Source organism: Ruegeria sp. BI11 (assembly GCF_056538005.1).
Map to the genome: position 1 here is coordinate 85,863 of NZ_JBQFSM010000009.1, position 26,158 is coordinate 112,020.

Annotated in this window: 28 protein-coding genes; 10 read left to right on the forward strand and 18 right to left on the reverse strand. The window is 58.9% G+C overall.

Annotated features, from left to right (window positions below):
- Positions 1-101: 101 nt before the first annotated feature.
- Entirely contained in the window at positions 102-794 is a 693-nt protein-coding gene (locus tag ACR0DT_RS18050) for a helix-turn-helix transcriptional regulator (protein ID WP_480712078.1), read from the reverse strand.
- A gap of 102 nt (positions 795-896) precedes the next feature.
- Here ACR0DT_RS18050 and ACR0DT_RS18055 point away from each other — a divergent pair, with 102 nt between their 5' ends.
- Entirely contained in the window at positions 897-1,082 is a 186-nt protein-coding gene (locus tag ACR0DT_RS18055; RefSeq protein WP_480712079.1) for a hypothetical protein, read from the forward strand.
- A 2-nt stretch (positions 1,083-1,084) separates the two neighbouring features.
- On the opposite strand, the gene ACR0DT_RS18060 is transcribed toward ACR0DT_RS18055, so the two are convergent.
- A complete protein-coding gene (locus tag ACR0DT_RS18060; RefSeq protein WP_480712080.1) occupies positions 1,085-1,732 on the reverse strand; it encodes an RluA family pseudouridine synthase in 648 nt (215 codons plus the stop codon).
- A 95-nt stretch (positions 1,733-1,827) separates the two neighbouring features.
- On the opposite strand from ACR0DT_RS18060, the gene ACR0DT_RS18065 reads away from it, so the two are divergent.
- Both ACR0DT_RS18065 and ACR0DT_RS18070 read left to right on the forward strand, forming a co-directional pair.
- Entirely contained in the window at positions 1,828-2,238 is a 411-nt protein-coding gene (locus ACR0DT_RS18065; protein ID WP_480712081.1) for a nuclear transport factor 2 family protein, read from the forward strand.
- Positions 2,239-2,240: 2 nt separating this feature from the next.
- A complete protein-coding gene (locus tag ACR0DT_RS18070; protein WP_480712082.1) occupies positions 2,241-2,945 on the forward strand; it encodes an SGNH/GDSL hydrolase family protein in 705 nt (234 codons plus the stop codon).
- Here ACR0DT_RS18070 and rarD read toward each other — a convergent pair.
- The 10 genes from rarD to ACR0DT_RS18120 form a co-directional block, all read right to left on the reverse strand.
- Positions 2,936-3,841, reverse strand: coding sequence for an EamA family transporter RarD (gene rarD / locus ACR0DT_RS18075; protein WP_480712083.1), 906 nt, complete (start codon positions 3,839-3,841; stop codon positions 2,936-2,938). The genes ACR0DT_RS18070 and rarD overlap by 10 nt on opposite strands.
- Before the next feature lie 159 nt (positions 3,842-4,000).
- The gene (locus tag ACR0DT_RS18080; RefSeq protein ID WP_480712084.1) at positions 4,001-6,454 is read right to left on the reverse strand and encodes a GcvT family protein; all 2,454 of its coding nucleotides are present in this window, start codon (positions 6,452-6,454) and stop codon (positions 4,001-4,003) included.
- Between the two features lie 90 nt (positions 6,455-6,544).
- Entirely contained in the window at positions 6,545-7,516 is a 972-nt protein-coding gene (locus ACR0DT_RS18085; RefSeq protein WP_480712085.1) for a GlxA family transcriptional regulator, read from the reverse strand.
- A 10-nt stretch (positions 7,517-7,526) separates the two neighbouring features.
- Positions 7,527-8,420 carry a homocysteine S-methyltransferase family protein gene (locus ACR0DT_RS18090; protein ID WP_480712086.1) on the reverse strand — a complete coding sequence of 298 codons (894 nt, stop codon included), beginning with the start codon at positions 8,418-8,420 and terminating at the stop codon, positions 7,527-7,529.
- Positions 8,421-8,433: 13 nt separating this feature from the next.
- Positions 8,434-9,486 carry an alcohol dehydrogenase catalytic domain-containing protein gene (locus tag ACR0DT_RS18095; protein ID WP_480712087.1) on the reverse strand — a complete coding sequence of 351 codons (1,053 nt, stop codon included), beginning with the start codon at positions 9,484-9,486 and terminating at the stop codon, positions 8,434-8,436.
- Positions 9,487-9,498: 12 nt separating this feature from the next.
- Positions 9,499-9,975, reverse strand: coding sequence for a cupin domain-containing protein (locus tag ACR0DT_RS18100; protein WP_480712088.1), 477 nt, complete (start codon positions 9,973-9,975; stop codon positions 9,499-9,501).
- Positions 9,976-9,992: 17 nt separating this feature from the next.
- Positions 9,993-12,443, reverse strand: a complete 2,451-nt coding sequence (locus ACR0DT_RS18105; RefSeq protein ID WP_480712089.1) for a GcvT family protein — start codon at positions 12,441-12,443, stop codon at positions 9,993-9,995.
- Positions 12,444-12,458: 15 nt separating this feature from the next.
- Entirely contained in the window at positions 12,459-12,839 is a 381-nt protein-coding gene (locus ACR0DT_RS18110) for a GFA family protein (RefSeq protein WP_480712090.1), read from the reverse strand.
- A 4-nt stretch (positions 12,840-12,843) separates the two neighbouring features.
- Complete coding sequence (locus tag ACR0DT_RS18115) at positions 12,844-13,467, reverse strand: LysE family translocator (RefSeq protein ID WP_480712091.1); 624 nt, start codon at positions 13,465-13,467, stop codon at positions 12,844-12,846.
- Positions 13,467-14,036 carry a helix-turn-helix domain-containing protein gene (locus ACR0DT_RS18120; RefSeq protein ID WP_480712092.1) on the reverse strand — a complete coding sequence of 190 codons (570 nt, stop codon included), beginning with the start codon at positions 14,034-14,036 and terminating at the stop codon, positions 13,467-13,469. The genes ACR0DT_RS18115 and ACR0DT_RS18120 overlap by 1 nt, the downstream gene beginning before the upstream one ends.
- A gap of 117 nt (positions 14,037-14,153) precedes the next feature.
- Between ACR0DT_RS18120 and ACR0DT_RS18125 the strand changes: the two genes are divergently transcribed.
- Both ACR0DT_RS18125 and ACR0DT_RS18130 read left to right on the forward strand, forming a co-directional pair.
- Positions 14,154-14,453, forward strand: coding sequence for a DUF1294 domain-containing protein (locus tag ACR0DT_RS18125; protein ID WP_480712093.1), 300 nt, complete (start codon positions 14,154-14,156; stop codon positions 14,451-14,453).
- Between the two features lie 95 nt (positions 14,454-14,548).
- Positions 14,549-14,938 (forward strand): SHOCT domain-containing protein, encoded by a 390-nt coding sequence (locus ACR0DT_RS18130; RefSeq protein WP_480712094.1) that lies wholly within the window; start codon positions 14,549-14,551, stop codon positions 14,936-14,938.
- Between the two features lie 53 nt (positions 14,939-14,991).
- Here ACR0DT_RS18130 and ACR0DT_RS18135 read toward each other — a convergent pair whose 3' ends face one another.
- Complete coding sequence (locus ACR0DT_RS18135) at positions 14,992-15,444, reverse strand: GAF domain-containing protein (protein ID WP_480712095.1); 453 nt, start codon at positions 15,442-15,444, stop codon at positions 14,992-14,994.
- Between the two features lie 54 nt (positions 15,445-15,498).
- On the reverse strand, positions 15,499-16,671 hold the full coding sequence (locus ACR0DT_RS18140; RefSeq protein ID WP_480712096.1) for a thiolase family protein: 1,173 nt from the start codon (positions 16,669-16,671) through the stop codon (positions 15,499-15,501).
- Positions 16,672-16,773: 102 nt separating this feature from the next.
- On the opposite strand from ACR0DT_RS18140, the gene ACR0DT_RS18145 reads away from it, so the two are divergent.
- The 3 genes from ACR0DT_RS18145 to ACR0DT_RS18155 all read left to right on the forward strand — a co-directional run bounded on the left by ACR0DT_RS18145 (position 16,774) and on the right by ACR0DT_RS18155 (position 19,373).
- On the forward strand, positions 16,774-17,112 hold the full coding sequence (locus ACR0DT_RS18145) for an STAS domain-containing protein (RefSeq protein ID WP_480712097.1): 339 nt from the start codon (positions 16,774-16,776) through the stop codon (positions 17,110-17,112).
- 31 nt (positions 17,113-17,143) lie between these two features.
- Positions 17,144-17,584: an ATP-binding protein gene (locus tag ACR0DT_RS18150; RefSeq protein ID WP_480712098.1), complete on the forward strand. Its 441-nt coding sequence runs from the start codon at positions 17,144-17,146 to the stop codon at positions 17,582-17,584.
- Between the two features lie 211 nt (positions 17,585-17,795).
- Complete coding sequence (locus tag ACR0DT_RS18155) at positions 17,796-19,373, forward strand: gamma-glutamyltransferase family protein (RefSeq protein WP_480712099.1); 1,578 nt, start codon at positions 17,796-17,798, stop codon at positions 19,371-19,373.
- Positions 19,374-19,397: 24 nt separating this feature from the next.
- Here the strand turns inward: ACR0DT_RS18155 and hspQ are convergent, their stop codons facing one another.
- Entirely contained in the window at positions 19,398-19,724 is a 327-nt protein-coding gene (hspQ, locus tag ACR0DT_RS18160; RefSeq protein ID WP_480712100.1) for a heat shock protein HspQ, read from the reverse strand.
- An 80-nt stretch (positions 19,725-19,804) separates the two neighbouring features.
- Between hspQ and ACR0DT_RS18165 the strand changes: the two genes are divergently transcribed.
- Both ACR0DT_RS18165 and ACR0DT_RS18170 read left to right on the forward strand, forming a co-directional pair.
- The gene (locus ACR0DT_RS18165) at positions 19,805-20,686 is read left to right on the forward strand and encodes an AEC family transporter (protein ID WP_480712101.1); all 882 of its coding nucleotides are present in this window, start codon (positions 19,805-19,807) and stop codon (positions 20,684-20,686) included.
- A 60-nt stretch (positions 20,687-20,746) separates the two neighbouring features.
- Positions 20,747-21,328: a transglycosylase SLT domain-containing protein gene (locus tag ACR0DT_RS18170; RefSeq protein WP_480712102.1), complete on the forward strand. Its 582-nt coding sequence runs from the start codon at positions 20,747-20,749 to the stop codon at positions 21,326-21,328.
- A gap of 12 nt (positions 21,329-21,340) precedes the next feature.
- Here ACR0DT_RS18170 and ACR0DT_RS18175 read toward each other — a convergent pair whose 3' ends face one another.
- The 3 genes from ACR0DT_RS18175 to ACR0DT_RS18185 are packed head-to-tail and all read right to left on the reverse strand — an operon-like array spanning position 21,341 to position 26,076.
- Positions 21,341-21,937 (reverse strand): LolA family protein, encoded by a 597-nt coding sequence (locus ACR0DT_RS18175; RefSeq protein WP_480712103.1) that lies wholly within the window; start codon positions 21,935-21,937, stop codon positions 21,341-21,343.
- A gap of 39 nt (positions 21,938-21,976) precedes the next feature.
- Positions 21,977-24,880 (reverse strand): DNA translocase FtsK, encoded by a 2,904-nt coding sequence (locus ACR0DT_RS18180; protein ID WP_480712104.1) that lies wholly within the window; start codon positions 24,878-24,880, stop codon positions 21,977-21,979.
- Between the two features lie 14 nt (positions 24,881-24,894).
- A complete protein-coding gene (locus ACR0DT_RS18185; RefSeq protein WP_480712105.1) occupies positions 24,895-26,076 on the reverse strand; it encodes an aminotransferase class I/II-fold pyridoxal phosphate-dependent enzyme in 1,182 nt (393 codons plus the stop codon).
- Positions 26,077-26,158 lie beyond the last annotated feature (82 nt).

Genomic DNA, 26,158 nt, shown 5'->3' on the forward strand with positions numbered 1-26,158 from the left:
CGGCGCCCGTTCTTCGGGCGCGTATTGTTTGGTGCAGTATATCGCGTTGCCCGCAGGTGGGCTCAAGCAACAATCAAGTGAAATCGGCAAATACCTGCCACCTATGACGTGCCTGTGGGGACATCCCAGTGATTCTGTTCCTGCCAGATCGCGCGCAACGGCTCACCCTGCCCGCAAAAGTGATCGTCAATCAACTCGCAGGCCCAGATTCGGTCGGTACGGAAATGGCGGAACCCGTTCCGCAACTCGCACCACGCAGCCAGCATGGTGCATTCGATGTGATAGATCAGCGCAACGGGTCGGACGATCCGTTCGGTCCGTTCATCATTCGCGTTGACATATGTGATGCGGATTTTGCGTTCGTTCCGTATGGCCTCGCGGTAGTTCACAACCGGCACGCAGCCTTTTTCAGGATCGTCCATCGGCGCGCCCCACGGGGCGACCTGCAACCAATCTGTCGGCACGCGCAACGCCTCGATTTTGCGGCACACCCGGTCGGCAGCCTGCTGCAGCGTACTATCCCCGGTCCGCGCCAGCATCGACAGGCCGACCCACAGGGCCTCGACCTCTTCGGCATCGAAATTCAGCGGCGGCAGGTCATAGCCGCGCCGCATCAGATAGCCGACGCCGGCCTCACCCTCGATCGGGGTGCGTTGCGCCTGAAGGGCCGCAATGTCGCGATAGACGGTACGCGCGGACACCTCCAGCTTTTCCGCCAGCATCTCGGCCGTTACCGGCGTTTCGGCGGAACGCAAAATCTGGATGATTTCAAACAGGCGTGTGGAACGGCGCATGGGGGTCTCCGATTGATCTGCTGACATTCTAGCACACCCCCCTGACAGGGTGGTGTCAGGAGTGATGGGCCAGACTTGGGATCAGTTGAAAGGAGAATTCCCATGCCAAGCCGCGACAATCACGTGATGATGACCCTAAAACTGGATCGCTGGGCGCAGGATCACACCCTGCGCGCCTTTGAAATCGAACGCGAGATTATGGCTGCTCGCCGACCTTGCGCCCCTAGGAAACGGACGAAACAGTTTTCGTTGGGCAATCTGAAACTGTTCTGGACCAGCACTGCCTAAGGTCAGAAATCCGCCTTGGCGCGAAACTTCATCGCAACCCCACCTTCGGGGCTTTTCAGGCGCAACTCTTCGGAATGCAGCATCAGGCGCGGGAATTGCCGCGCCGCACCGTCGGCATAGAACGGGTCACCCAGGATCGGGTGGCCCAGCGCCTGCATATGCACCCGCAGCTGATGCGACCGGCCGGTCTTTGGAAACAGTCGCATGCGGGTTGTCTCGCCTTCGTACTTGATCACGCGCCAGTCGGTGACGGCGGCTTTGCCGGTCTCATGACACACCATCTGACGTGGACGGTTGGGCCAGTCCACAATCAGCGGCAGATCGACGGTTCCGGTCTTGTCTTGGACCCTTCCCCAAACACGCGCCACATAGATCTTGCGGGTCTGACGGTTTTCGAACTGCATGCTCAGATGCCGCTGAGCATGGGGTGTCTGAGCAAACACCATGACGCCGGACGTGTCCCGATCCAGCCGATGCACTAACAACGCCTGCGGAAATGTCGCCTGAATGCGGGTCAGCAGGCAGTCGGCCAAATGCTCGCCCCGCCCCGGCACGGACAACAAGCCCGAGGGTTTGTTCACCACAATCAGCTGTGCGTCCTCGTGCAACACATCCAAGGGGGTCATTGGGGGATCATAGGTCTCGCTCATGCGCGCCTGCCTATCGCAGCGCGCCACCTCCCGCAACGTCGTGCTTGCCTGAACGGATCGGTTCAGTAACTCTCGGGACGAAGCGGAGGAAAGAAATGCACCCCACAATCCAGCGTATGCAAGACGTTGTCGCCAAGGGCGATGAAAGCCTGATCCACGAACTGCTGGCCGAGGATGTGCGGTTTTCGCCTCCCACCTACTACAGCACCTGGACCGGGCGTGCGCCGGTGGCAGCCGTTCTGGGGCATGTGGGGCAAGTGTTCTCGGACTTCCGCTATCGTCGTGTGATGGGCGCGGGCAAGGACTGGGCGTTGGAGTTTCAGTGCAAGGTCGGAGATCTGGACGCGGTGGGTGTCGATCTGATCACCCTTAACGATGAGGGGCTGATCCAGGAATTCGAGGTCGTCATGCGCCCTCATAAAACCATCGGTGCCTTGCGTGAGGCGATGATGGCGCGGATCATGACCGATGCTCGGTTTCTTGAATTCAAGAACGCGCTGAGCTGACAATGCCTGTCGCCCCGGATCAGCTGTTGCGCGTGCCCTTGCTGCCGGTTCTGGCGGCCCAGGGCCTGTCGGTGCGCCGCAACGCCCAAATGCTGCCGGAACCGATTGGTTCGCGCGAAGGGCGCGAAGGGCGTGGGCCTCGGCTGCGATTGCTGATTGCGGGCGACAGCTCGGCTGCAGGGGTCGGCGCGGGGACGCAGGCGCAGGCCTTGTCCGGGCACCTCGTGTCCCGGCTGGCCAAGCACTACACGGTCGAATGGCGGCTTGAGGCCACAACCGGGCACACAACACAGGATACGATTGACCGGCTGCGCTACATGGCTGACCAGTTCGATATGGCCATCACCGCGCTTGGCGTGAATGACGTGACGCGTGGTGTGACGTGCAAGCGCTTCATGGAACGCCAAACCGAATTGCTGAAGATTCTGACCGGTCCACTGGGGGTGCGGCGACTGGTTGTTACTGCGGTGCCGCAGATGAACCGGTTTCCCGCCCTGCCGCAGCCTCTGGCTTGGGTTCTTGGCCATCAAGCAAAACGTCTAGATCAGGGTTTGCAGCAGGTTACAACGCGCTTCCCGCAGGCACGGCATCTGGCGCTGGACCTGCCCGACGATCCGGCCCTGGTCGCGCCGGACGGATATCACCCAAGCCCCAAAACCTACGCCATCTGGGCCGAAGAGGCCGCGCGTCTTCTACGTCAGGCCTGAGCCCTCATCTGCCGGATCATCGGAATCGAATACACCACCAGAGCCGTCCAGATCAGCGGAAACGCGATCATGCGCCCTCGGTCGATCTGCTCACCAAACACGGTGAGGGCGGTGATGAAAATCATCGTCGGGGCAATGTACTGCAGAATACCCATGGTCGACAGCCGCACCAGCTTGGCCCCGTTGGCGTAAACCAGCAGAGGCACCGCCGTCACCACCCCGGCCGCGGCCAGCAGCAGGGTGTCAGATACACCCACGCCGAAATTGCCGGTGCCTTGTACACCCAGCCACGTGACGTACATCAACGCCGGGATCAACAGGATCAGCACCTCAAGCAAAAAGCCCTGATTAGGACCGATCGGTAGCGACCGTTTGAAAAAGGCATAAAAACCCCAAGTCACCATCAACCCCAGCGCAGGCCAAGGCAGACTACCGGCCTCAACGATCAGCACCAGCACGCCCAGTGCCGCAATTGCCACTGCCACCAGCTGCGTTTTCGTCAATGGCTCACGCAGCAGAACCGCACCAAGCGCAATGCTGAACAGCGGGTTGATGTAATATCCCAGAGCCGCATCCAAAGCCCGGTCATTAGCAATCGACCAAACATAGATTGCCCAATTCACCGAGATCAACGCCGCCGTCAGGCAAGCCATCCCCAACATCTTTGGGTTCACCAGCGCCGCCTTCAGATCCCGCGTGCGCCCCAGCGCCACCAGCAACAACCCGGCCACAGGCACCGACCATATGACGCGATGCGCGACAATCTCAACCGGACCAGCGTGCGACAGTGCCTTCATATACAAGGGCAAAAACCCCCAAAGGACATAGGCCGTCACAGCCAGCGCAAGCCCTTTGGGCGTGTCTGTATTGTTCGGTGGTAGGGGGGCGTCTGCCACGGCGGGTCTCCGGCTGATACCGTATTTCTCTACGGCATATCAGACAGGCTTGGAAACCACGAAAACTGTGAAGAGGGTCATCAGGAATTCTGATACGTCGCGCCGCAGCTGGCAGACCCCAGAATAGAGCCGGGGCGCCGCAGCGCCCCGACAATTTGATTACACCTTAACGCGTTCGGATTTCGGGTCATACATCGGCTTTAGCGATGCCTCCGCCTTGACCTTCACACCGCACACATCGATCTCGTAGGTCGAGGCCAGAACGTCCGCCGCCTTCTCACCCTCACAAGGAACATAGCCCAGACCGATGGCACCACCCAGCGTGTGACCGTAATTGCCCGAACTCAGATAGCCCACATATTCGCCGTCCCGAATGATCGGTTCATTGTGAAACAACAGCGGTTCGGCATCGGTCAGCTTAAACTGAACCAGACGGTTCTTTGGCCCGTTTTCCTTACGCGCCGTTACTGCCTCACGCCCAATGAAATCGCACCCTTTGTCGACCTTCACCGCAAAACCCAGACCCGCATCGACAACATGATCCTCACAGGTGATGTCATGACCGAAATGGCGGAAGCCCTTCTCGATCCGGCAACTATCCATCATATGCATGCCGCACAGCTTCAGGCCCATGTCCTGCCCCGCCTCATGCAGGGTTTCAAACACATGGCCCGCCATGTCGGACGAAACGTAGATTTCCCAACCAAGCTCACCCACATAGGTCACACGGTGCGCGCGGGCCAGGCCCATGCCGATCTCAATCTCCTGCGCGGTGCCAAACGGGTTGGTCGCGTTTGAGAAATCGCTGGGCGAGACCTTTTCAAGCAATGCGCGCGCATTCGGGCCCATGATGGCCAGAACACCCTCGCCCGCAGTGACATCGGTGATGACCACGTTGAATTTGCCTGCGTGGCGCATCATCCAAGTCTGGTCCGCCAGACGGGTCGCCGCCGGAGTGACGACCAAATAAGCCGTCTCCGACAGGCGGGTGACGGTCACGTCGGCCTCGATCCCACCGGTGCGATTCAGGAATTGCGTATAGACGATCTTGCCATTCGGCACCGAATAATCGCCGCCGCCAACGTAGTTCATGAATTTCTCAGCATCCGGCCCTTCGACGCGGATCTTTCCGAAGGAGGACATATCGTACATGCCCACATTCTCGCGCACGGCGCGGTGTTCGGCGGCCGAGTTCTCGAACCAGTTCTGACGCTTCCAGCTGTACTGGTATTCGCGCTCCTGCCCCTCGCTCGCAAACCAGTTGGCGCGTTCCCAACCGGCCAGTTCGCCCATCACAGCGCCCTGTTCCCGCAGGTAATGGTGAAACGGTGTCCGTCGCACACCGCGCGCGGTGGCTTTCTGGCGATAGGGGAAGTGGTCGGCATAAAGCAGGCCCAGCGTTTCCTTGGAGCGTTCGAACAGATACTGCTTGTTGCCCTGGAACGGCTGCATCCGGCTGATATCCACATCGCCCAGATCAAACGGTTTCTCGCCGCTGTCCATCCATTCGGCCAGCGCCATACCCGCACCGCCCGCAGACTGGATACCGATCGAGTTGAACCCGGCCGCGACCCAGACATTGTCCATCTCGGGCGCGAGGCCCAGATGATAGGCGTCGTCGGGGGTGAACGACTCGGGGCCATTGAAGAAAGTGTGAATGCCCGCCTCGGCCAGCATCGGCATCCGCTCGACCGCCTTTTCCAAAATCGGCTCGAAATGATCGAAATCTTCCTGTAACTGGTCGAATTCAAAGGTCTCGGGAATGCCGTCCATCGCCCAGGGCTTCGATTCCGGCTCAAACGCACCCAGCAGGATCTTGCCCGCATCTTCCTTGTAATAGGCGTATTCGTCCGGCACCCGCAGCACTGGCAACTGGGTCAATCCGTCGATGTTCTCGGTGACAATATAGAAGTGTTCGCACGCGTGCAGCGGGACGTTGACGCCTGCCATGCGGCCAACCTCGTGCCCCCACATCCCGGCGCAGTTCACCACCATGTCACATTCAATATGACCCGATGCGCTACCGTCATCCGCAACCCAATCGACGCCGGTGACCTTGCGGCCCTGCTTGACGATATCGGCGACCTTCACCCGTTCTTTGACAACCGCACCGCGCTGACGTGCGCCCTTGGCCAGAGCCAGTGCAATATTCGCCGGATCACCCTGCCCGTCCAGCGGCAGGTAAACGGCACCTTTGACACCTTCGAGGTTGATATGCGGATACAGCTCCTGCACCCGTTCGTTGGAAATCTCTTCAACCTCCACCCCAAAGGCGCGGGCCATGGCGGCCTGACGATAGATCTCTTCCTTGCGCTCTTCGGTCAGCGCCACAGTGATCGACCCGCAGCGCTTGAACCCGGTTGCAACGCCGGTCTCTTCCTCAAGCGAGCCGTAAAGCTCCTGACTGTATTTCGCCAGCTTGGTCATGTTTGCCGTGGCGCGCAGCTGCGCGATCAGACCCGCCGCATGCCATGTGGTGCCGCTGGTCAGCTGCTTGCGCTCCAGCAGAACAACGTCATTCCAGCCTTTCTTGGTCAAATGATACGCGACCGAGCAGCCGATAACGCCGCCGCCGATAATGACCACTCTGGCCTTGCTGGGAAGATCAACCATCCTGAGAATCTCCGATGTGTCAGGTTTGCGCCAAAATGCCACGGAAGATCGACAATAAATGCATCAAAACCGTCACAGTGTTGGCGATTTTCACCGTTGTATTGCCGCCCGTTTTTCCCGCCTCACGACAAAGGGGGTGACGCCAAAAAAGCTCTTGTAGACTGAGGAAAAACCGTTGGGAAAACCGCAGGCCAGACCGATTTCACGAACGCTCATCGTGGTGTTCAGCAGCAGGTTGTTGGCCTTGGCCAACCGCATTTCGCGATAGAATCCGTTGGGTGTCGTGCCGAAAAATGTTTTGAATTTCCGCTCAAGCGACCGGTTCGACAGGTGCAGCGAATCGACGATTTGATGGATTGGCAACGGGTCCTCGATATTGGCTTGCATCAGCTTGATGCACTGGTCCAGCCTAGCGTCCCCCGTCGCGGTCAGTTTCGCCCCGGAAAACGGCTGCATCGAGGAGAAATCGCGGATGTTCTCATGCAGCATGATATCGGCCACCGTCATTTTGGCGGGCCCCGAGATATGGCGACCGATCACTGCCAGCGCCACATCCGTTGTCGCCTCCATCCCGGCGCAGGTCACTACTGCGCCCTGTTCGGTGGCGATGGACAGCTTGGCCTCGAACCGGGCGCCGCGCTCACGCAGGAATGAGGCGTTCTCCCAATGGGTTGCCATGTCGCCGGTGCCGTGTTCGTTGATATAACGGCTGGCAGCTTCGGCCAGAAGGAACACCTTGGCTCCGCGGAACGTATAACTCGACACGACACGCCCCAGCGACAGGTCGGGATGATCCGGATTGGAATTGCCGATCACGAACAGGTAATCCGCCTTGGGCTGCGCCGGAACGGGATCGGTCTGAACCATCGCCTCGCTGCTGCTGGAAATCGGGCCGCCTTTCAGTGACCGGTAGGCATATGTGAACGGAGGGGTCGGACACACCCGGTTGGCCAGCCGCAGAACTTCGACAAGCGAGGCCAGCTCCAACAGAACATAGCCGGGCGCTACGAGGATATCGAAATGCTGCTGTACTTGCGGTGAGTTGTCTGAACGTGTCCGCATCGTCTTTTCCTCAGACAATCCGGTGACCGGCTGCACGCAACCGGTCGGCCAGTGTTTCGATGTGATCCGGGCCAACCTCGCAACAGCCGCCCACAATAGTCGCCCCCTGCGCCACCCAGGCCATGGCGTGATCGGCGTAAGCCTCAGGCCCGAGATCCTGACGCTGTTCCAATGCATCAACTGTGGGCGCGTCCTCCAGAAAGGCCTGCGTTATCCCGGTAAACCCGTTGGCATAGGCCCCAAACGGGCGACCCAGTTGCGCGATGATCGGCAGTGCCGCCGGAATGGCCTCGGGGCGCGAGCAGTTGATCAACACGGCGTCGGGCGCGAAACGCGTTACCAAGGTTTGGATATCCGTCAACGGCTCACCCGAGCGCAGGCGGGTTCCGTCATCATCCATCACCGACAGTCCCAGCCAGACCGGTTTGCCGCAGCCGTCCGCGCCCCGCAGGGCACCTTCAGCCTCCTGCACCGAGCACACGGTTTCGATCAGGAACAGATCGACACGCGGGGCCATCAGCGCCACAAGCTCACCGAATTTGCCCGCAGCATCTGCAGGGTCCGGGTTCAGGTCGGGCCGGTACGAGGCCAGAAGCGGCCCCAGCGATCCGGCGACCCGGCCATCGGTTCCTGCACGCGCACGTTCGGCTTGCGTCAAGGCAGTATCGATCAGGTTCGGAACCTGATCCTCCATACCCACCCGCACCAGACGCGAACGGTGGACAGCATAGGTGTTGGTGGTGGCGACGGTCGCGCCCCGGCGGAAGTATTCACTGTGCACGTCACCGACCAGATCAGGATAGTCGATCATCACCCGCGTCGACCACAGCGGTGTCGCCCGGTCACCGCTGCGCTTGACAAGTTCCTGTCCGATTGAGCCATCCAGAAGAATGATGTCCGCCATTTTTTCAGCCTATTCAGGGAATCAGCACAAGTTTGCCCGCAAACGCCTTGGATTGAAAATCAGCCTGCGCAGTTGCGATGTCCTTAAGTGGGTAAGTCTTTGACACCAAGGGCATGATGCGCCCCCCATTGATCATCCCGACCAGCCGCCCGAACACCTCAAACGCCTGATGGGTGCAACCGTGAATCGTGATATCGCGCAAGTAGATATCCCGCAGGTCGGCCTGTACGATCGGGCCGGCGATGGCACCTGAAACCGCGTAGTGGCCACCCGGCTTCAACGCCAGGATCAGGCCCGGCCATGCCGGGCCGCCCACAACGTCTATCACCACGTCGAACATATCTGCTGGCAGCGCGGCATCACGGTCGAACGTATCCGCGGCACCCTGTAATTTAACCACTTCGGCCTTGGCTGGGCTGGTCACACCCCAGACGGTTGCCCCCCGCAACACCGCCAGTTGTACGGCCGCGAGACCTACGCCACCGGACGCGCCGGTGATCAGCACCTTTTGCCCCGAGGTCACACCCGCGCGGGCCAGCAAATTCTCAGCGGTGCCAAATGCGCAGGGAATGGCGGCGATTTCCACGTCAGACAGGGGCGAAGCACTGACATCATATAGATCATCCGCCTCAACCAAACAGTATTGCGCAAAGGCCCCATCTAATTCCGAGCCCAACGCAACGAAACCGGTCGGGTGGCCAGGTCTGGGGCGGGGCAGGTTGATCGGGCAGGTCACACGCTGGCCCGGTTGGAAGGCTGCCCCTGGCCCCACGGCTTCGACCACACCACACAGATCACCGCCCTGAATGCGCGGGAACTGCAGCACACCGCCCCAACCTCCGGCCTCGACATCCTGGTCAACGGCGTCAGTCGCGCCAGTCACATCCGAGGAATACCAGCCGACCCGCGTGTTGATATCGGTGTTATTCACGCCAGCCGCCATCACCCGAACCAGCACCTGCCCTGGCCCCGGCTGAGGGACCGGTATGTCATCGCGCCATTCCAACGCCTCGGGCCCACCGTGTTGGGTCAGGTAAACGCCGGACATAACTGTGGGGACCGCCATCGGATGCAACCTTTATACCGGATCGTCCGGATGCGGCGGAACTGGCCCCATCGGGATGATGTCATAATGGGCGTTCAGCGCTGCCATCTTTGCCTCATCAGCGAAATCAGCTTCGGTCATTGTCGCAAGCTCCGCGAGGAACCCATCAAACCCCGAGGGCTGAAAGATCATCAACATCCGCGCCGGGGCCGCATCGGCCACGCGGCAAGCATGCGGGACCCCCGCCGGTACGTGCATCGTGGTGCCCGGCCCGCACCGATGCCAGTCACCATCGACATAGAAATCCACTGCACCTTCTAGAAAATAAAAGGTCTCGGCATGGGTGTCGTGGCGATGAAGGCCAAGAGCGAAGCTGGCCTTCAAATTGTCTTCCATGAGCGTATAGGCGCCATCCGTATCCCGGGCCGAGACCTTTACGAACGTATGGTCGTTTTCCCAGTCATAGTTGGGACCCTCGCCGGGCCCCAATTTGGAATATCGCTTGCTCATGGTACCTCCGTCAGGGGTTAGGCACGCAGCCGCTCGTTCTGAGGATCCCAGAGCGGTTGATCCTCTTCTACCACGGCGCGGCATTTCTGACCGTAGATTTCGACCTCAAGCTCGGTGCCGGGATTGGCAAGCTCGGCCTTGATCATGCCCAGCGCGATGGATTTACCAACGCGATAACCCCAAGCGCCCGAGGTGGTTTCGCCCACAATCTCGCCATTCTGCCAGATGCAAGACATGTAAGGTGCGTCGCAATCGCCTGCGTCCACGGTCAGGGTGACAAAGGATTTCTTGACGCCCTGCTGCTTTTCGTTCTGGATTGCGGCTTTGCCTGGGAAGTCCTGCGGCTTGTCCAGCTTGACGAAGCGTCCCAGACCGCCTTCCAGCAGTGAGTAGTCAGTGCTCAGATCGCCTTTCCAGGCGCGATAGCCTTTTTCGATCCGCAGCGAGTTCAACGCATACATTCCAAACGGCTTGGCCCCGGCATCGATGATCGCGTCATAGATCGCTGGCATATGCTCGTTCAGGGCATGCACTTCCCAACCCAGTTCACCGGCAAAGGATACGCGGATCAAATAGGCCGGCTGCCCTGCTACGGTGGCCGCCTGGTGGGTCAGCCATCCGGCAGTCAGATCGGCATCCGTCAGACCTGACAGGATATCCCGCGATTTCGGGCCGGTCACGATCAACGTATCGCGCGTGGTTGTGACGTCTTCGACGCTCACGCTAGCAGGCATGGCCTTCACCAGAATGTCACGATCATGCCATTGCGCCGTGGCGGCAGTGATCATGACGAACTCATCTTCGCCCAGACGCAGGCAGGACATCTCGGTCAGGATGCGACCACGGTCGTCCGAGATATAGACCAGATTGATGCGACCAACCTTGGGCAATCCGCCCGCGACCAGCCCGCGCAGCGCCTCGGCTGCACCTTCGCCCTTGACCATAAAGCGCGAGAAGCCCGGCAGGTCCAGCACGCCACAATGGTCGCGCACGGCCTCGCACTCTTCTTTGACGCGCTGCTCCCACGGACCCGAGCGACCCCAAGTATGGGTGGCTTCAAGCGATGTGTCGTCGCCGGGCTGTGCAAACCAGTTGGCCCGTTCCCAGCCGTTATATACTCCCATGACGCCGCCCAGTTCCTTCACCTTGGCGTGAACCGGCGACAGTTTCTTATCGCGCGCGGCGGGCCATTCGTGTTGGGGGTAATGCATGGCGTATTCGTTGCCGTAGACCTCAAGCCCTTTCTGGTTGCAGTAATCCTGATCGGTGTAATCGGTATAGCGGCGTGGATCGACGGCCCACATATCCCATTCGGTGTGACCATCGACGATCCATTCAGCCAGTACTTTGCCCGCACCGCCGCCTTGCGCGATGCCAAAGGTAAATGTGTGCGCCTCGAACGCGTTTTTCACGCCCGGCATCGGGCCGATCAGCGGCAGCCCGTCCGGAGCGTACGGGATCGGGCCGTTGATCACACGACCAACGCCAGAGGTCGCCATCAGCGGCACCCGCTCCATCGCGTCGGTGACGATGTCCTCGATCCGATCCAAATCGTCATTCCAAAGCTGGAACGAGAAATCTTCAGGCATCGGATCATCTTCGGTCATCCAGTGGCCCTTGCAGTTGGGCTCATACGGGCCAAGGTTGAAGCCGTGCTTTTCCTGCCGCAGGTAGTACGAGATATCCACGTCACGCAGCAGCGGCAGTTTCTTGCCGCCGTTTGCTTTCGACCATTCTTCAACCTCGGGGATTTCGTCGGTCAGCAGGTACTGGTGGCTCATGACCATCGCGGGCACTGTGCGGCCGCCGTAGGGCTTGAACCACTCACCCACGCGCTGCGCATAGTAGCCTGCGGCGTTGACCACATAATCACAGGCGATATCGCCCTTGTCGGTGTGTACGGTCCAGGTGCCATCGTCGTGCTGGGTCACACCCGTTGCCGGGCAGAAACGAATGATCTTCTGACCCATGTCGCGGGCACCTTTGGCCAGCGCCTGCGTCAGCTGTGCCGGGTCGATGTCACCATCGGTCGGGTCATACAGCACACCCTCAAGATCATGCGTTTCAAGGAAAGGATAGCGTTCCTTTGCCTCTTCCGGGGTCCACATCTCCATCGGGATGCCTTGATACAGGCCCATGGACATTGCCCGTTCGAACTCCTGCATCCGTTCTTTGCTGTGCGCCAGACGGATCGAGCCGGACTGATGGTAGTTCATCGGATAGTCGACTTCTTCGCCCAACCGCGAATACAATTCGGTCGAGTAACGCTGCATGTTCATGATCGCCCATGAGGTCGAAAATGTCGGCACGTTACCCGCCGCGTGCCAGGTTGAGCCCGCAGTCAGCTCGTTCTTTTCCAGCAGAACGCAGTCGGTCCAGCCTTTCTTGGCCAGATGGTACAGCGAGGAAGCCCCCACCACGCCGCCACCGATAACAACCACGCGGGCTTTTGTCGGAAAATCGCTCATTGGTTTTGATCCTTGTTACTGTGCCCGTTGGGGCAGATCGTCTGTGATGTCGTAGTAATCGCCCTTGTCCGCGACAAAGATGTGTTGGGCGAGTTTCAGTCCCGTCGGCTCGTCCAGTGAACCTACGGAAATCGCGATCGTGTCCTCTTCGTTGTGTTGCCAGAACAGGAACGACCCGCAGGCGCTGCAAAAGCCGCGCCTTGCAATATCGGAGGCGCGATACCAGCCCAGCGTGTCGCTAGAGGTAAAGGCCAGGTTGTCTTGATGCGTCACAGTCGAGGCCCACAGGTGCCCCGACTGTCTGCGGCACTGACCGCAATGGCAGGCATTGGGCGGGGTGAGGTCTCCGTCGATGGTGAACACGACCTTGCCGCACAGACAGGAACCAGTGTGCATGTCATTACCCCCTTGCTGTGGGCGTGGAGCTGGCCCCCAGCAACACGCCATAAATGATGAAACAAGCCGCCATGACGCGGCGCACCCAGATGTTGAACACCGCCCCCAGTGCCGCCTTACCCATCAGCGCGCCCAGCAAGGTGAACCCGGTATAGCTGAGCGTGGTGATGACCAGCGCGGTGGGCATGATCACCCCCATCTGCTGCCAGATCGGTACATCAGGCTGCACAAACTGCGAAAAGGCCGCCAGATATCCGGCCACGCTTTTGGGGTTGATCGTCGCCACCGCCAGCGCTTGCAGATAGACATGCCGCGCAGGCCGTTCGGACGCAGGTGCAGGTTTCGTTGCATTCATCCAGCCGCGAATACCCACCCAGATCAGGAACCCCGCGCCCACCAGCTTGGCAATGAAGAACCCGGTCGGCGAGGCTGCGATCAGTGCAGTCACACCCAGCGCCGACAGGGTCAGAAACGCACTGGCCTGGGTCAGGATCGCCAGAACCCCCAGCATCGCCTTGGGGAACGGCAGGCTCATCCCGTTCGAAATGCAATTGACCGCGTTCGGCCCCGGAGTGGTCACGAACACCACCCAAAACAGTGCGAATATGGTCCAGGCCTCGAAACTCATCAGTACACCGGAGGAGCAATGACCCAGATGGCCGCGGCGGGCTCATCATAGGGGTTGGCCCATTGATAGGATTCATGCCTGATGCGGAAACTGTCGCCCGGCCCTACCGTGAACTGGCTGGACCCGATGGTCAGATCCAACCGCCCCGAAATCATGTAACCAACCTCTTGTGTAGGCCGGTTGGCCGGTTTCTGCATTTGGGATCGGGGTTCAAACGTGGAATGTACCATTTCAAAATCGTCGGTCAGATCGGGCGACAGCAGCTCCTCGATCAACCCTTCCTCGCCCGACCCCATTGGGCGGCGCGATCCCGCGCGCACCACATAGCCCTGCTCGGCCACTGGCACCGAAGAATGTGCAAACAGCATCGACATCGGCACGCCCAGACATTCCGCGATCTGCCGCAGGTCCGAGATTGAGGGGTCCGACATGTCGCGCTCAACCTGGCTCAGCCATCCGACCGACCGGTTCAGGCGCACTGCAATCTCGGTCAACGTCAACCCGCGCGCCTTGCGCAGGGCGCGGATATCCGCACCAAGTGTCGCGCTGTGGGGGGCTTGGGTGTTCACCGGGGCCGCTCCGAATCTTGTGAAAATTTCCTCTCCTTTTTCACGATGACTTAGAATCATGAAATTTCCAAGAGTTTTTTCATTTCGCTCGATCAGTTTGCTTGGTATGCCTTTCGCATGTGGATTGCAGTGATCTATTTATGGGGGATCAACACCCTGACATTACTGGCCTTTGGTTGGGACAAGACCCGCGCAAGGCGGCGCAAAAGCCGGGTGTCGGAACGCCGCTTATTGTGGCTGTCAGCACTCGGCGGCAGCCCTGGTGCAGTGGTCGGACGTTGGATTTTCAGGCACAAAACCCGCAAGCGCGGGTTTTCGGCTTGGTTGTTTGGAATATTCGGACTTCAAGCGATTCTGATATATCTCTGGCTGTCGGGCAGCGTTCCGGCTTTATTTGATGCTAAATTCTTCCATTGAAACAATATTCTAACCAAAACGCCAACTGTCTGTTACAATCACGCGATCCCTGAGCCCAGGGATTTTTTTACAGATAAGCAAAAGGTTGGACGAACATGGATAATGGGATCGGTTTCTTCGATATAGTCTGGTCAATCTTCTGGTTGTTCCTGATGGTTGCCTGGTTCTGGGTGATGATTTCGGTTGTTGCCGACGTCTTCCGCTCAAAAGACCTGAGCGGTGGGGGCAAGGCAGTTTGGATCGCCTTTGTGATCCTGATCCCCTGGCTGGGCGTGCTGTGCTATCTCATTGCGCGCGGGGATAAAATGCACCAGCACAACGTCGAGACCATGAACCAGATTGAAGAGGCGCAGAAGGACTACATCCGCTCGGTCGCGAGTGTGTCCCCAGCGGATGAAATTGAGCGGCTTGCGGCGCTTAAGGAGAAAGGTCACCTGACGGATGAAGAATTCGCCGCGCAGAAAGCCAAGATTCTTGCGAGCTGACTAGTCACGACCCTATTGATGCTTGAATCAGCCGGGGAGTGCCCCGGCTGTTTTCATTTTTCAAAGACGTCGGCCAGAATTGCACCAAGAGCCACCGCGTCCTGATCGGTAAACGCGTCCGGCTGATCGCTGTCGATGTCGAACACGGCAATCACGTCGCCCAATGCATCCCGCACCGGCAGTACCAGTTCTGACAGGGTGGACGACGCGCAGGCAATGTGACCCGGAAACGCCTCGACATCCGGCACAAGCTGTACCTCGCCTGTCCGCGCGGCAGCACCGCAGACACCCCGCTCAAAGGGGATGACAAGACAGCCATGACCGCCCTGATAAGGGCCGATCTTCAACAAGCCGGGCTCGGTCACGCGGTAAAACCCAGTCCAGTCGAACCGGTCGTCGGCATGATGCACTTCACACGCAATTGTCGCCATCAGGGCGACCTGATCGGTTTCTCCTTCGGTCAGGGCAGCGATGGTTTTAGCAAGCGTATCGTAATCGGCGGTCATGGTCGTGCTCATTGGCAAAAGTTTGCTCCGCAGTATTTGCAAAACGCCAAAGCGTCAAACGCGTTCGATTGCGATGGCCGTGCCTTCACCGCCACCGATGCAGATGGAAGCCACCCCGCGTTTGAGGTTCCTCTTTTCCAATGCGTTGAGCAGAGTGACCATAATCCGCGCACCCGAAGCGCCAATCGGATGCCCCAATGCGCAAGCCCCGCCATTTACATTCACCTTGTCGCGCGGCAGACCCATCTCGTGCATGAAGGCCATGGGCACCACGGCAAACGCCTCGTTCACCTCCCACAGGTCGACGTCATCTTTGGACCAGCCGATGTTCGACAAAAGTTTCTGCGCGGCCGGAACCGGCGCAGTCGTGAACAGGCCCGGAGCCTGAGCGTGGCTGGCATGGCCAACGATCCGGGCGCGCACCGTTAAACCCTGCGCTTCGGCTGCCTCTACCGATGCCAAAACCAGCGCGGCCGCCCCGTCAGAAATGGAAGACGAATTGGCCGCGGTTACTGTACCCTCCTTGCGAAATGCGGGTTTCAAGGTCGGAATTTTATCCGGCCGCGCGGATTGCGGCTGTTCGTCCCGGGCAAAAGTGATCTCGCCCTTGCGGGTCTTGGTAGTGACCGGCGTGATCTCATCTGCGAATGCGCCACTTTCTTCAGCGGACAGAGCGTTCGAGAGGGATTGCAGCGCATATTCGTCCTGCGCTTCGCGGGTAAATTGAAAGGCTTCGGCGCAATCCTCGGCAAAAGTGCCCATCAGGCGGCCTTTATCATAGGCGTCTTCGAGCCCATCCATAAACATGTGATCGACCACCTGGCCGTGCCCGATCCGCGCGCCACCGCGCATCTTGGGCAGCAAGTACGGAGCGTTGGTCATGCTTTCCATGCCTCCCGCGATCATCGTATCCGCGTGACCTAGTGCAATCTGGTCAAAGGCCATCATGGCGGCCTTCATTCCCGATCCACACATCTTGTTCAGGGTCGTCGCCGGAACCTCTTCACCCAGTCCTGCCGCAAACCCGGCTTGTCGCGCCGGTGCCTGACCCTGCCCGGCGGGCAAAACGCAGCCCATCAGAACTTCGTCCACGGTTTCGGCACCTGCACCCTGCATTGCGGCACGAATGGCGGTTCCACCCAGTTCAGTGGCAGCGATACCGTCGAACATGCCCTGAAATCCACCCATGGGCGTCCGCGCCGCGCCCGCGATAACGACCTGCTTCATCGCAATGATCCTCCTCATTTCTCGTTCGATGGATACCGAATGGTAAGATTTGCCGTCTAGCGTATTTCTACTAGTGAATTTTATATTAGAGGACCGTCGCGCATGGCTTTGACCAGCACAACGACCGACACAACCCAGATTATCAAGGTGCATTCCGACCGGATAGATGCGGCCATGGCCATCCAATTCAAAGAGGACATGCGCAATCAGGCCGAAGACGGAACCACCCGCGTCGTACTGGATCTAACCACTGTCGAGTTCATCGATTCAAGCGGGCTAGGCGCCATCGTCGCCTCGATGAAACAGCTTGGAAATGACCGCAGACTGGATCTGGCCGGGCTGCACCCCTTTGTTGAAAAGGTATTCCGGCTGACTCGCATGGATACAGTATTCAAACTGTACCCCACGCTGGATGACGCCCTATCGGCCACCGCAGACTGACCTTATTACCATCTGAATAGGCGCGACGCCCATGCACAACGGCAAGTGTTTAGATCTGAGCTTTGCAGCAACTGAGACTGAGGCCAGCGCCGGGATCGCGCAACTCAGTCAGGGGTTGTCGGCGCAGGGGCTTCCGGCGCACAAGGCGGGCGATGTGAAGATCGCGCTGGCCGAAGCGATCAATAATGTGGTCGAACACGCCTATGCCGACATCACCCCGGCCGAGGTGAAAGTAAGGTGCCGCCTGCACCAGAACTGGCTTGAGATATTGATCGCTGACACCGGTAATCCGCTGCCTGGTTTTCGCGTGCCGGATGGTATCCCGGCATCGCTGGGGTCGACGATCGACGAATTGCCCGAAGGCGGGTTCGGCTGGTTTCTGATTTATGAACTGACCAGCGATATCCGCTATGAACGCAGCGATGGGTGCAACCGGCTATCGCTGCGTTTCGACTTTCCGAAACCAGCCTGACGGCAAGAAAACGTCACAATAAGGCCCAGATCGAACCATTGTAGCGCCGCAAACAACGGGCAAAACAGTATCCGTAGCTCAGATAGCTTCCCTCGGCGCCGAGTATCACAGCCCCCACCCAGTGAACGGCGCCGAGGAACTTCCCACTGATTTGACTAGACAACTCCGGACCGCGCGGTACCTTCGGCGCGTTCAATCGGGGAAAAATGTCATGCGCGATTTTCACACACCGGGCCGATCCGAAGTTCTGGCGACCGAAGGGATGTGCGCTACATCGCACCCATTGGCCGCAAAGGTGGCTGTGGATATTCTTGCCCGGGGCGGCAACGCCATGGATGCCGCCATCGCCGGGGCCGTTCTGCTGGGCATTTGTGAACCCCAGATGACCGGGCTTGGCGGCGATTGTTTTGTACTGTTCAACCGAGCGGGTGAGGATCAGATCCGCGCCTTGAATGGGTCGGGTCGTGCGCCCGCAGCAGCCGATGCGGAAAAACTGCGAGCGCAGGGGCTGACGACGGTGCCCTTGAACACAGCGGACGCTGTAACCGTTCCTGGCGCCATCGATGCGTTCTGCCACCTGTCTGAAACCGAAGGTAAGCTGGGTCTGGATTCCATTTTGCAGCCCACCATCCACTATGCCGAAGCCGGTGTGCCGGTTGCACCAAGGGTGGCGTTTGACTGGAAAACCGGGGCGAACACCCTGCAAGGGGCCGCGCGAGCGCAATACCTGATCAATGACAAGGCACCTGATGTTGGGCAGATGTTCCGCTCGCCCGGTCAGGCAGAAGTACTACGCCAGATAGCCCGTAATGGGCGGGACGCGTTTTATTCCGGTGACATTGCCGACGACATGATCGCTGCACTTACCCAATTGGGCGGTGTCCACACAGCCGAGGACTTTAAGTCCACCGCCTGCTCTGAAACGAAACCTGTCAGCGGCGATTACAAGGGGTTGGAACTGGTCGAGCATCCACCCAACGGTCAGGGCGCCACGGCCATCCTGCTGCTGAATATCCTCAAGAACTTCGACCTTGCCAGCATGGACCCGTTCTGCGCGGAACGTCTGCATATTGAAGCCGAGGCCTCGAAACTCGCCTATGACGCCCGAAACCGTTTCATTGCCGATCCCGACCATACAACTCATGCAGATCGGTTCACGGATCAGAATGTGGCCGACAGGCTGGCCGCACTGATCGACCCGAAACGCGCCATGCCTGCGGCAGCCCCACTGACCGAGGCCATTCACAAGGATACCGTCTATATCACCGTGGTGGATCGGGACAGAATGGCGGTTTCCCTGATCTATTCCATCTTTCATAGCTTCGGCTCGGGGATTGCATCAGAGAAATACGGCATTCTGCTGCAGAACCGAGGCGCGGGCTTTACCTTGCAATCGGGTCATCCGAATGAACTGGGCGGCGGCAAACGCCCCATGCACACGATCATCCCGGGACTATTGAAGCAAGATGGCCGCGTTCTGATGCCCTTCGGCGTGATGGGAGGCCAATATCAACCCACTGGCCACGCCCGATTTGTGTCAAACCTGATCGACCATGGTCTAGGCCTTCAGGCCAGTATCGAAGCGCCGCGCGCCTTTGCTGACAATGGTGTATTGAAGCTGGAACGCGGAATTTCCCCCAGCACCGTCCAACAATTGTGTGATTTGGGGCACACTGTAGAGATTCCAGAAACGCCATTGGGCGGCGCTCAAGCAATTCGAATCTGTGAGAGTGGTGTTCTGCAAGGTGCCAGCGACCCGCGAAAAGACGGAATCGCCCTTGGGTATTGATGACAGGTGCCCCGCCAGGTGACTTCAGTTCAGATGAAAGTGAAGCGGGTATGCACCGTTCTCGAACGGACCGAACATGTCGGGGATATCGGGGTGTTCAACCGGCTCTCCCGACTGGTCAGCAACCAGATTTTGTTCAGAAACATAAGCTACATAGAAGGATTGATCGTTTTCCGCCAACAGGTGGTAAAACGGCTGATCCTTGAACGGGCGACTGTCCTCGGGAATGGCCTGATACCACTCTTCCGTGTTCGAAAATTCGGGGTCCACGTCAAAAATGACCCCTCGGAAGGGATGTTTTTTATGGCGGACGACCTGTCCCAGGCCGTACTTGGCGTGTGTCTTAAGCATAGTCTGTGCCCCCATTGATCTTACTACCTCTTTCCGGGCCGAAATGCCAATCATTGATCCGAAAATAAGGGAAACAGTCTGTGAACCTCTTGCTGACAGTGTTCGAAATCGTCGCACCGGTGTTTATTCTGGCGGGTATCGGATTTGCCTGGGTCAAGCTTGGATTCGAGTATCGCCTGCAGTTCGTAACTCGCTTTGCCATGACCCTTGCAGTGCCCAGTCTGATCTTTGTGGCGCTGATGCAAACCGACATTCCGGGCGGCGATCTTTCCCGATTCACCGTCGCTGCGATCACGGCCAATCTGGTGATGGCAACGGCGTTCTGGCTGATCGTGCGTGGACTGAAACTTGAACAGCGCACCTATCTGTCACCGCTGATTTTCGGGAACACCGGCAATCTGGGCCTTCCATTATGCATTTTTGCTTTCGGACAGGCCGGATTGGGCTATGCGGTGATTTTCCTGTCGGTAACGGCGTTGTTTTCGTTCACGTACGGCATCTACCTTGTGGCCGGGAAAGGCGCGTTCGGCAAAGTTGTGCGCGAACCGATGGTCTGGGCCACCCTCTTGGGAGCGCTATTCTTGTGGCGCGGGTGGCAAACGCCCCTGTTCCTGACAAACACATTGGAATTGTTGGGCCAGATGGCGGTGCCTTTGATGCTGATAACGCTGGGCGTGGCAGTGGCGAGGCTGACAACACACCGGCTGAGCCAGGCGGTCTGGCTGTCGCTTCTTAAGCTAGGTATCTGCTTCGCACTGGGCTGGGTTGTGGCATTGATTTTCAAGCTGGAGACCGTGGCTTTTGGCGTTCTGGTGCTACAGATGTGCACTCCTGTAGCCGTGACCTCATATCTACTAGCCGAGCGGTTTAAGGCCGATTCCGATGCTGTTGCCGGGATGGTCATGGTCTCAACGGCACTGTCGGTGGGTGCATTACCTATAATTCTAGCTATTGTTCTGTAGCGATTGTGATTTCCTCAAAGCTCAATCTGCGCTAGAATAAAGAAAAAAGGCACGAGGCACATGAGCAGAATTCTTATCGTACTCTTCGGGGTGCTGCTTTTGGCATCCTGTGGGGGTGGCTCTAAACAGCCACCCAGCAAGCTGAATGACGCGTGCAGCATTGCGCGCGAACGGCCTGACTATATGAAGGCCTTCAAAAGCACCGAGCGGAAATGGGGCGTCCCGGTCCACGTTCAAATGGCGACAATCTACCAGGAAAGCCGCTATAAGCATGACGCGCGCACACCGCATAAATACGTTCTGGGTGTGATCCCGATGGGTCGGCAGAGCAGCGCCTATGGCTTCAGTCAGGCGCTGGACGGCACCTGGGATGAATACCAGAAGGAAACCGGCAAGCGCCGGGCAAAGCGTGACCGTATCCGCGACGCGTCGGATTTCATTGGCTGGTACATGAACAAGAGCCACCAACGGAACGGTATTCACCCCAGCGACACCCGCAACCAATACCTTGCCTATCATGAGGGCCACACCGGCTATGCCCGGGGCAGCCACTATAGCAAGACCTGGTTGTTGAATGTCGCCAATGACGTTGATGCGCGCGCCAAACTGTATCAGGCGCAATTGTCTGGATGCCGCTATTGAGTGGAACGCGGGTCAGCGATTGCCTGACCCGCTTCTTTTCGATTTCGTAAACAGATCTCGGCTCAGACTGCCACCTGTATCCAGCTGCCCCAGCAGCACGGTTGTCTGCGTGCCTGCGTTGTCATGGATCACCCATTTGCGCAGCTCGACCGGGTTATCAGTGAACATCAATTCAATCCGGCCAGACTCGGGGTTTTTGGGGTCTTGCGCGGTGACAACTGTGGCCGTGCCGTCGAAGTCATGAGCCACGACCATATTCGCCTGTCCCAGATTCACATTGCGCGCCAACACCAATGAAAGCGGCGTACGCTTCAGCGGGTATTGCTCGGGCGGCTGGTTCGACTTGGGGTCGAATATTTGCACCGTGCCCGTATTAGCAAGAACAACGGCGCTGTTTGGTGGGTCATATTCAAACCGCATCTTACCAGGCCGTTGCATCCACAGCTTGCCAGTGCTCAGCGAGCCGTCGTCGTTGACCTGAGTGAATGTCGTCTGAACAGTTTTCAGACCGTTCAGATAATTGGATATCTGCGACAATGGCAGCTTGTCGGCGGCCCAGGCGGCAGGCGCGGCCAGGGTCAGAGCAAGGGCAAAAGCAATCTGTTTCATGCTTAACAGATATGCTCTCTGCCCTTGTTATTAAATATCCTACTGCTCGGGGACGAGGATTTCCCGCTTACCGACGTGATTTGCCGAAGAAACAACGCCTTCGTCCTCCATCTGCTCAACAAGTCGCGCAGCTTTGTTATAGCCGATGGCAAGTTTCCGCTGGATGTAAGAGGTCGAGCATTTGCGATCCTTGATCACGATCGCCACAGCCTGATCGTACAAGGCATCCTCTCCATTGGTGTTGCCACCAGTGTTCAAACCCAGAACAGCGTCGATATTGTCAGCTTTGTCCTCGGCCGGGCCGTCAAGAACGCTGCCCACATAGTCCGGCGGGCCGAACTGTTTCAGATGGTTGACGATTTCTTCGACCTCTTCATCCGAGACAAAGGGTCCGTGGCAGCGGGTGATCTTAGCTCCGCCCGCCATATAAAGCATATCGCCCTGCCCCAGCAGTTGCTCAGCCCCCATTTCGCCAAGAATGGTCCGGCTGTCGACTTTCGAGGTCACCTGGAACGAGATCCGGGTCGGGAAGTTTGCTTTGATCGTCCCGGTGATGACGTCGACCGAGGGGCGCTGCGTGGCCATGATCAGGTGAATACCCGAGGCCCGCGCCATCTGCGCAAGACGTTGAATACAGGCTTCGATCTCTTTACCCGCAACCATCATCAGGTCTGCCATCTCATCGACGATAACGACGATATAGGGCATCGCCTCGGGGGCAAATTCCTCGGTCTCAAACATCGGCTCGCCGGTTTCTTCGTCGAACCCGGTCTGGACCGTGCGGCTGAACAGTTCACCCTTGGCCAGTGCGTCCTTCACGCGGCCGTTGTAGCCGGCAATGTTGCGGACGCCCATCTTGGACATCTTGCGATAGCGATCCTCCATCTCGCCCACGACCCATTTCAGGGCAACAACCGCCTTTTTCGGGTCGGTCACAACAGGCGACAGGAGATGCGGGATGCCATCATAGACCGACAGTTCCAGCATCTTGGGGTCGATCATGATCAGGCGGCATTCGTCCGGTGTCAGCTTGTACAGCAATGACAGGATCATGGTATTGATCGCCACCGATTTACCGGAACCGGTGGTCCCCGCGATCAGCAGGTGAGGCATCTTGGCCAGGTTCGCCACAACAGACTCACCGCCAATATCCTTGCCCAACGCCAGAGGCAGCGCGTGGTTGCCATCCCCGAAATCGCGGCTGGCGAGGATTTCGCGCAGCACAACCATCTCGCGGTTTTCATTGGGCAATTCGATCCCGATCACCGAGCGGCCCGGCAGGGTCGAAACCCGCGCCGACAAGGCCGACATTGATCGGGCGATGTCATCCGCCAGACCGATCACACGGCTGGCCTTCAGGCCCGGGGCCGGTTCTAGTTCATACATGGTGACAACCGGGCCGGGGCGCACGCTGGTGATCTCACCTTTGACGCCGTAATCGTCCAATACATTTTCCAGCATACGCGCGTTTTCTTCCAACGCCTCATCGCTGAGGTGATGGCGTTGAATGCTGGCCGGGTTGGACAACAGGTTCAACGGCGGCAATTCGAAATCGGAATGCCGTTCCTCGAAGGACAGAGTGGGCTGCGCCTCGGCCTGAGCGCGGCGCGAAGGCGGCGGGGTCCGGCGTACAGGCTGTGCCACCACCGGTTTGCGTGGCTCGGCCACCGGTATCTTCATCGCGGGGCGCGGCTGTGGCGCGGGTTCGGGCGCGGGTGCATCCTCGAACACAGCTTCGTCCTCGTAATCGGGCTCAGGCACAAAATCCTGATGCAACGGCTCTTGCTGCCACTCTGGTGCGGGCTCTGCTGTCAGCATTGGTTCCGGCGGCAGACCGGCCGAGGTCATCGGCGGTTCGGGCGGCAGCTCGTCGCCGCCTCTGGGGTTCAGGATCAGCGGATCGGGTCCCCGGCCACGTCCTTTGGTCAGCGGCAGGTTTGGATCAGGCTCAGGCGTCATCTCGCCGATGGCAACCTTGCGATTGCGCACGGCAGCAGAGATTTTGGACCGGATACGATCCTCACCCGGCATCTCGTCAAACCCGGCAACTGGTTCGGGATCGACCAGCTCGGGCTCGATCATCGGTTCGGGTCGGCGGATCAGGCTAGGCATCCGCGCCAGCAGACCTGGTTTGGCGGGCTCGGGTTCGTCGTATTCAGGCTCTTCGAACACCGGATCGGCATAGGCCAGATCATCGTCAAACACGGCTTCGGCGGCCTCAGCACGAGCGGCCTTGCGGTCCTCCCACTGCGCGCGCCGGTCGCGCGCAGCCTGCGCGGTGGCGGTGGCCCTGCGGCCCAGCATGTTCATCAGCATGTCATAGGCCATGACCAAACCCAGCAGAAAGGCGCGGAATCCCTTGCGCACATCCGCTTTGGTGAAACCCAGCACAAAAACACCAAGCGCCAGCATCCCGGCCGCCATGGCCAGTGACATCAGCTTGACCATGAAATGCGAGGAAATCGGCAGCAATGTCAGAAGCGCGCCCATGACGGTATCGCCAAACAGGCCACCCAGACCAAAGCTGTGGGTCGCGCGCCAGGCCTCCCCCGGCACCAGCGTCGCGGCATAAACCGAGACAATGGCAATCCAGATCGGCGCAAAGATCAAACGACCAACGGCGCGTTCCTCACCGAAATGCCCGGCAAAGCGCACGCCCCAGCCGATCAGAACCAGCGCGATGCTCCAACTGCCCCAGCCTACGATCATGAACAACGGTGCCGCGATCGAGGCCCCGATCCGGCCCATCCAGTTCTGCACCGGCGCATCTGTCGACACCATCCAGTTCGGATCATCCGGCGTATAGGACCAGATCATCGCAGCAGCGGCCAGTCCCAGCAGGATCAATGCGATCCCGATCAGCTCTTTGCTGCGCCGCTCAATCGCGGCCTGAGTCGTGCTGTCCAGCAATGGATCGCGGTTGCGCGCGTTATATGATGCCATTTTGCCCTCGTACCTCACGAATAGATGCAGTCGCGGAGCGTGATCAGTCCGCGCTTCATCTCTGTTTTTGGGGCCACCATCGCGACCCGGATAAATTGCTCGCCCGGATTTTGCCCCGGATCACCTTGAGAAAGATATGCGCCCGGCAGCACCCGCACCCCGGTTTGCTGCCACAGCTTCAATGCGGTTTCTTCACCATTTTCGACCGGCAGCCACAGGAAAAACCCAGCCTCGGGCGGCATATAACCCTGAACATTGGCGAAAACCTCATCGGCAATCGCGTATTTTTCCTGATACATCGCGCGGTTCTCAGCGACATGCGCCTCGTCCGCCCAAACCCGTGCGGCAGCGGCCTGCAGCGGAGCGGGCAAAGGCGCGCCCGCATAACTGCGTAACTGCTTGACCCGTTTGATAGTCTCGGGTCCACCCGCAATCAGACCGGACCGTAGCCCAGCCAGATTCGACCTCTTAGACAGCGAGTTGAACAGCGTGACCCGCTCAGTATCGGCCCCAAGCTCCTGCGCAACGGTCAAGGCCCCGGCGGGGGCCTCATTGCGGTAAATCTCGGAATAACACTCATCCGCGAAGATGCGGAAATCGTATTTCTCAGCCAGCTGGATCAACTCGGCCCAGTAGTCGCGCGAGGCAACGGCCCCCTGCGGGTTAGCAGGCGAGCAGATATAAGCCACAGCGGTGCGGTTCAGCACATCCTCGGGCAGCCCTGCATAATCCGGCAGATGACCCGTTGCGGCGGTCGCAGGCACAAAGATCGGCTCGGCCCCGACCGAGATCGAGGCGACCATATAAACCTGATAAAACGGGTTCGGGCACAGGACGACCGGTTTCTGGCCATTCTTCTGTTCCGGGCACAGCGCCATGGCAGCATTATACAACCCCTCGCGCGTGCCGTTCAGGGCCATCACGTTGGTTTCGGGGTCCATCGCCACACCATAGCGGCGCTTGATCCAGTCGGTGATCGCGCCGCGCAGCTCGGGTGAGCCCTCATTCGGCGGATAGCCCTGAAACCCCGCAGCGTTCTCCATGATCACATCCGTCACCCAAGCTGGGAAGTCATGCATCGGCGCGCCGATGGTCATGTGAATCACATCTCCACCCGGCTGGTGATGGTCCAACAGGGTGCGCAGACGCGGAAAAGCGTATTCCGGTAGGTTCGAAAACCGCTCGGGGAAATTCATAACTGCTGCCTCAATATCGGGATCATTTTCGCCCCGTTTTTTTAGCAGATTACAGGCCGCACCCGGCTTCGTCCAGACAAAG